Source organism: Methylobacterium sp. GC_Met_3 (genome assembly GCF_026540775.1).
Taxonomy (GTDB): domain Bacteria; phylum Pseudomonadota; class Alphaproteobacteria; order Rhizobiales; family Beijerinckiaceae; genus Methylobacterium.
In genome coordinates, this window is the sequence record NZ_JALNUL010000100.1 from 1 (window position 1) to 6903 (window position 6903).

At 61.1% G+C, this 6903-nt stretch carries 4 protein-coding genes; 1 reads left to right on the plus strand and 3 read right to left on the minus strand.

All coding sequences use genetic code 11. The annotated features are described in order from the left end of the window. The first annotated feature begins 310 nt into the window (after window positions 1-310). The gene (locus OXS27_RS31220; protein WP_267361547.1) at window positions 311-2662 is read left to right on the plus strand and encodes an MHYT domain-containing protein; all 2352 of its coding nucleotides are present in this window, start codon (window positions 311-313) and stop codon (window positions 2660-2662) included. A gap of 1085 nt (window positions 2663-3747) precedes the next feature. On the opposite strand, the gene OXS27_RS31225 is transcribed toward OXS27_RS31220, so the two are convergent. The 3 genes from OXS27_RS31225 to OXS27_RS31235 are packed head-to-tail and all read right to left on the minus strand — an operon-like array spanning window position 3748 to window position 6328. Then, entirely contained in the window at window positions 3748-5088 is a 1341-nt protein-coding gene (locus OXS27_RS31225; protein ID WP_267361548.1) for a pilus assembly protein TadG-related protein, read from the minus strand. A gap of 7 nt (window positions 5089-5095) precedes the next feature. Beyond that, window positions 5096-5734, minus strand: a complete 639-nt coding sequence (locus tag OXS27_RS31230; RefSeq protein ID WP_267361549.1) for a TadE/TadG family type IV pilus assembly protein — start codon at window positions 5732-5734, stop codon at window positions 5096-5098. Between the two features lie 3 nt (window positions 5735-5737). Next, window positions 5738-6328, minus strand: coding sequence for a TadE/TadG family type IV pilus assembly protein (locus OXS27_RS31235; protein WP_267361550.1), 591 nt, complete (start codon window positions 6326-6328; stop codon window positions 5738-5740). Between the last annotated feature and the right edge of the window lie 575 nt (window positions 6329-6903).

Below are 6903 nucleotides of genomic sequence, written 5' to 3' on the forward strand. Positions count from 1 at the left end.
ATCGGCCGATTAGAAGCCGCACAGGCATGATCTATTGTCCCCTGGTGGGTTGAAGGCAACCGGAGACACCAGATGCGACCTAGGTCGCAGTGCCCTCATACGGGCACACTCAGCCGGAGGCGACGGTACCTCGACAAGGCTGCGCCCTTTGGACGTTGAGCGGCAGCTCAGCAGCGAAGTAGTGCCGAGCTGTCGACATCCAAACATGTGTTGCTCTTGCCGCAATGGACGTAGTGCATTCTCGGCTCGTCCGGTGAACCCGGAGCGATGAGCGCACGCGTTGAACAAGGTCGTAAGGTAATTCGCCAGGATGCCACACGCCGGAACTCATGACTCCGCCCTCGTCGCACTCTCCATCCTGATCGCCGCCGCCGCTTCCTACACGGCGCTCGACCTCGCCGCACGAATGCGTGCTACCACTGGGTGGCCTTCGCGTGCGTGGCTCGCCACCGCCGCCCTCGCCATGGGCGGCGGCATCTGGTCGATGCACTTCGTCGCCATGCTTGCCTTCAGCCTCCCCGGCCTGGAGGTCGGCTATGACCTGCGCCTGACCCTGCTCTCGCTGATGCTGCCCGTCGCGGTCACGGGGCTGGGCTTCGTCGTCGTCAACCGGCCCGGCGCAGGACCGGTCGCCCTCACCCTGAGCGGCCTCGTGATGGGGCTCGGCATCGCGGGCATGCACTACACGGGCATGGTGGCCATGCGCATGCCGGCCGACCTGCGATACGACCATCTCTGGGTCGCCGTCTCGATCCTCGTCGCGATCGGCGCAGCCGTCGCCGCGCTCTGGCTCGCCTTCCAGCAGACCAGCGTCAAGCTGCGGCTCCTGGCCGCCGCGGTCATGGGCTTCGCGGTTTCAGGTATGCACTACGCCGCGATGCGGGGTTCCGCGTTCAGCACACATGTTCCCATCGATCATGCCCACAGTACCGCGGGTGTGAATCAAACCTACCTCGCGCTCTGGGTCACCGGCACGACCTTCCTGATCCTCGTTTTGGCACTTGCCGCCGCCATGTTCGACCGGCACCTGTCGGAGGCATCCGCGCACGAGGCCGTGGCTCTCCGCGCGAGTGAGGAGCGCTTCCGGCTGCTGCTCCAGGGCGTGAAGGACTACGCGATCTTCATGCTCGACACCGAAGGCCGGATCGCCAACTGGAACGCCGGGGCTGAGCGCATCAAGGGCTACACGGCCGAGGAGATTGTCGGCAGCCATCTGTCTCGCTTCTACACGCCCGAGGATCTCCAGCGCGGCGTTCCCGCCGCGGCCCTTGAGACTGCTGTTCGCGAGGGGCGGTTCGAGGCCGAGGGCTGGCGGCTGCGCAAGGACGGCAGCCGTTTCTGGGCCAACGTGGTGCTCGACGCGATCCGCGACGATCAGGGGCAACTCGTCGGCTACGCCAAGGTCACACGCGACATCACCGAGCGTAAGCAGGCCCAGGAAGCTCTAGATCAAGCCCGTGAGGCGCTGGCACAGGCTCAGAAGATGGAGGCGGTGGGCCAACTCACTGGCGGTGTCGCGCACGACTTCAACAACCTCCTCATGGCGGTGCTTGGCAGCCTTGAACTGCTTCGCAAACGCCTGCCGGACGATCCCAAGCTCACACGCCTGCTCGACAACGCCGTTCAAGGCGCGCAGCGCGGTGCTGCCCTGACGCAGCGCATGCTCGCTTTCGCGCGACGGCAGCAGCTGAAACCCGAGGCGGTGGACCTGCCTCAACTCGTGCAGGGTATGACGGATCTGCTTCAGCGCTCAATCGGACCGCGGGTGCACATCGAGACCCGCTTCCCGCTCGGCCTGCCGCGCGTAACGGTGGACGCGCATCAGTGTGAACTTGCGCTTCTCAACCTGACTGTGAACGCGCGCGATGCCATGCCCGAGGGCGGCACGATCACGATTGCGGGGCGCGAAGCGGGCGAGGCGGACGCGGCCGATCTTCCGGAGGGCCACTACGTCTGCCTCTCGGTGGCGGATACAGGCAGCGGCATGGACCCGGAAACCCTCGCTCGCGCGCAGGAGCCGTTCTTCACCACGAAGGGCGTCGGCAAGGGAACAGGATTGGGCCTGCCGATGGTGCAGGGCTTGGCTGCACAGTCCCGAGGCCGTCTCACGCTCAGGAGCCGACTTGGCGAGGGAACGACCGCAGAGATGTGGTTTCCGCTAGCTGAGGCGGGGGCACGAGCGGAAACTGCGAGCGTTGCGCCTTCCCCGCGCCTGTCGTCGCGGTCTTTGACCGTGCTCGTCGTCGATGACGATCCGCTGGTTCTCGAAAACACGGTGGCCATGCTGGAGGATTTAGGTCATCGCGTCGTCGCAGCCCGATCGGGCCAGGAGGCCTTGGACCTTCTCAATTGCAGACAAGGGCTAGACCTCGTCATTACCGACCAAGCCATGCCGGGCATGACCGGAACACAGCTGGCGGAGCGGATCTCCAGCGTGCACCCCGGCTTGCCGGTCATCCTGGCATCGGGTTACGCCGAAGTATCAGCAGAGTATCCCGTTGTTCTGCCTCGGCTGAGCAAGCCCTTCGATCAAGACACACTAGCCAGAGCGGTCGCCGACGCTCTTCATGCGGCCGAAATGTCTGGAAAGATCATCAGTTTCCGTTTCAAGACGGCTACGCTTGAAACTCCGGGTGCCGCGCTGGACTCGCACCGGAAATGACTGGGCGCCGAGAAGATCATCGTGGGTGTAAATCCCTCGACAGGTGAACTGGGGCGGCGAGGCGCTGCCGAAAGGCTGAACTTGAGCTCCATCGCTTGTCGGAACCAAAGCCTCACCTGCAACGCGGCTCAAGCCAACACTGTCGGTCGCGTCAACCTGATCGCACTTATGTTTACCCTAAGCGTCAGAAAGATCTCACGCTGAAGCAGTGTCGGAGAAGCCGGCAGATTATGCACACTCGGCCGGTCCTAGCGCTGTCCAGCCCTCTACATCTGTTCGCTGGATTTGGCCGAGCGATCGATGCCTCACTGCTTCTTTCACATCGATGCAGCGCGGCACTACGTCGAGACAGATGGCGTCAGACTTGCGGACATTGCGGCAGCCAGAATGGAGGCTTTGAGGATCATTCGCGAGTTGCTGATCCACAACACGATGGACAACCTCCGGTCTGGTAGCGAATGGATCATGACGATTGCCATTCGAGCTGCATGCTCTCTATTCAGCATTCGGCTCTCAACGCCTCTGCGCACTGGGGCCCGCATCGATCAGGCTGTTCCGCTGGCGATCATGGCCCGTGACGCTCGGGACTGTTGCGCTCATCACATGCCAGTCCGACTCTCGCGGGATACGCCGTGTCCAGTTTTTGGAAGGATCAGCCTGGGACAGCGTCTGCTTTGGAGATTTCTCCTACCACCCCTCAATGACCGAATTGGGCGCGAAGCCGAACGTCTGGTTCTGCGCGAGATGGCATTTCGGCAAGACGTGGTCTGGCCGTAAGCGGAATGGCTGCTTCTGAACAGATGTGCTGGGAAAGCAGACGGCCTCCTACCGACCCAATCCGGTCGGTTTGGGGCTTGCGGTGGGATCTCCAAAGCGGACATGAATCTCGGTCTGACTTGGAAGCGCCCTTGTGCCCGACGCTGGGTGCTTTCCCCCTCCATGATGAGTTTTTACCCCAAGCACCCCCTTTAGATATACGAATTCGCCTCGATCAGACGGCGAGTAACAAGCGTCGTTGATACGCTATCGTCGAGATCCACTGTTGATCTGCTGATACAAGCGTAGCTGGCGGCATAGTACATGCCCTATTGTGTTATCCGGGCGGCTCGAAGCGCCTGCGCAAACATGGTCTGCATCGCATTGTTGATGTCAGTGTCCGAATTGGCCGTAAAGAAGTATCCAGGAGAAGCGCAGGCCTGCAAGTCGCCTGGTATATTCGGAATTACGGTATTGACCTTGCCATCCTCGTCGCCGGCGAAGCTGGAGTTCGGATTGTAGATAGGCTGATAGGGAACGTATAGGATCGCCACCGTGACCCCCTGCTGCTGGGCGGTCTGGCAGTATTGGAAGTTGTTTGGCCGTTGCGGCTGCGATCCGGTCCAGTTGCCATTGCCATCGTAGGTCTGATTGTTGTCTGCACCGTCAGTGACGATGAACAAGAATGCCTTTGGCTTCGTAGGTGATGAGCCGTCACCGAAGGTCTGGGCGTACTGCTGCACGCCCGGAAAGACGTTCTCAAAATGCGTTCCGCCCGAACCCATAACTTGGGTTGCCGCGTTCGCCAGGCCGGTATCGAGGTAGGTCGCGCCGAGCTGGCCAGCGACGGTCGTGGCGGCGGCGAAGTTCGACGACAGCGCCGCCGCCTGCATCACGTTTACGATGAATGTATAAATTCCTATCCTATACTGGTTCTTCAGTGTTTGCGTAATGTTGGCGGTCTGAATCAAGTTCTGAACGGCCTTACCAACAGAGTCTACTCTTAGGGTGATGTTGTTGTTCTTGGCGACGCCGTAGCCTTGAAAGCCTGAAAAATGGCAGGCGAACTGGCACCCTCCTGGATACTGGCTCCGGTCGTCTGGATTGATCGCCATCAGCTGCTGCTGGCCGGCCGTGCTGGTCGGCAGACCCATCGATCCCGACATGTCGAGGGCGAGGTAGAAATCAAGGTATGAGCCCATGGTCAGGCTCGATCCGGAATGGCCAGCGAGGCTGAACGTTGGGACCCGGAACAGCTTGCCGAAAGCGGTCGCTTGCGTCCCGGTATAATTTACGCTCGCGGTTAGTGTTTGGCCGCTGCGGGCGACGACGGCGCTTGCTACGGCGTTGACCAGCGTCTTGGCCTTGCCTGCATTGGCGTAGAAAGCCTTGCCAGCCTGGGTCTGCCCGGCGCTGATCGCGTTGCTCGTCAAGCCGGGGTCGATCTGTGAGCTCGAGTTGGCACTTATGTATTGCTGCGCGGCTGTAATACCGGCGATCGCGGCGGCGTCAGCTGCAGCGTCAAGGCGAGCCTTGTTGGCAAGCGCTGTGTAATAGTCGATCCCGATGCCGACGATGCCTATCATTGGGATCGCGCAAAAGGCGAAGAACACCGCCGTTGAGGCGCTTGCGTCGCGACCGAAGCGGTTCAGAAGGTTCGCGCGGATCATAACAGCCTCAGCATTGCTTTACTGTCGCGCCGGCCGCGCCCCCATATGTAAGCGTGGCGACGTAGCGGGGCTGGACATAGAAGGAGCGCGGGATCGTCAGCGCCGTCATAAACCGCGTCGCGATGGTCGGGCGGAACGTGTAGGTCAGGTCGACGATGATAAGCGATCCTGGGCCGAACGTGTCGCTTGGCAGGGCGGTGGGGCTGGGCGGCGCCGTATCGGACGCTACGATCATCGACGCGTTGCACGGGCGCAAATTCGTGCCTGCGCTCCAACCAACTTTGCCGGTGTATGTTGGGTTAGAGCCTGTGAAGTTCACCACCGACACTGTCATGCCCATGTCGTTACGCCACGCGACACCTTGCTGGTAAGAGTCCTGCAGCACCTGCGGAAAGACGCCGACTGTGGCATCTTCGTAGAATTGCAGGTCGGCGACGGCGACCTGCCCGGTGGTCGAGACCGACAGCATCTGGCCGATGGTGGCTGCAAGGACCGCCAGTCGACGAGCAGCCACGATGTAGCGGGCGGTATCGAACCCGACGAGGAGGAGCACCATCAAGACTGGCGTGCACAGAGCGAACTCGACTGCGGAGACGCCGCGGCGGTCTGACGGGAAAGCGCGCAGGCGCAGGCAGGATGCGAGCATGCGCTAGCAACCGGTATTCGACGAGCTCTGGAACGGCTCGTTCCGGAATGCTGCGAAAGATCCCACGAAATAAACCGAGCGCCCACCCCAGGTCGTCGCCGCAGTGCCGATAAGGGTCGGAAACAGAACTGGCATTGCGTAATACACCTGAGCGTAAATCACGGACCCGCCGGTACCGGTGCAGAAACTAGTCTTGGTATTGTCCATGCTCGGCGGAATGATCCACGACTGCTGGCTGTTAACGTACTGATAGAACCCGCCAGGTGACGAGGCTTCAGGAATAGTGTTGATGTTCGTGATGACATTGGCGCAGGAAAGCCCGCTTGGGAGCGCCGGGCATAGTACATTCGAGCGGAACTGTGCGGCTGTCAGCGTACCAGCGCTCGCTGCGCCAGTCATGATCTGGCGGCTCGACTTGGCGACGGCATTCTCCAAGGCGGCTGACGTGTATATGTACAAGCCGACCTGCATGATCCCCATGGACAGGAAGATGAGCAATCCGCCTATCATTGCGAACTCTACGGCGGCAGTGCCGTCCTGAGCATCACAGAAGCGTGCGCATCCCCCTCTTTCTTCTGTTGCTCTCGTTGCCACGGTCCACTCTTAAAGCTTGCCTCATTGCTTGCGGCCTTCAGATCGGACCTGGCACAGCCGATCATAGGCATTTTTTGGGGTGTATAGGCCCAGATATTGAGACTCCCTTACGATCGAGGGCATTCGAGGTGCGGATTGAGAGAAAGTTACTTAGAAAACAGCTGCCTCTTGCTCCCGCCCCTTCGGAGCGGGTCGACGGCCGGAATTGTCTGCCACCGGCCTGGGCTAGTCGAAAGCCGTCCGTGGACTTTCGAGCTGAGTAGCCTGGCGAGTGAACGTACTCTTGTCGACACAGCCCGGCTGCCTGAGTCGCCAAGCTCGCCTTCCGCAAGCAGCGATGTGTCAACTGCTTAGCAACCTCAGCTATGGATCGTGAGCGATCGCGACCGCAATGTCGGCTTCGTTGTTGAACCGCCCGAAAGCGGACCGGCAGAAAACCACCCAACCCAGACGTTCATGGGCGCCCACCGGTGAGCCTGAAACTCGCCGAAAGCCGCTGGTCCGCTTCACGGTAGGGGCGCCGGAAAAGCGGACGGCCTCCTACCGACCCACGTCAGCCATACCGATAGCCATAG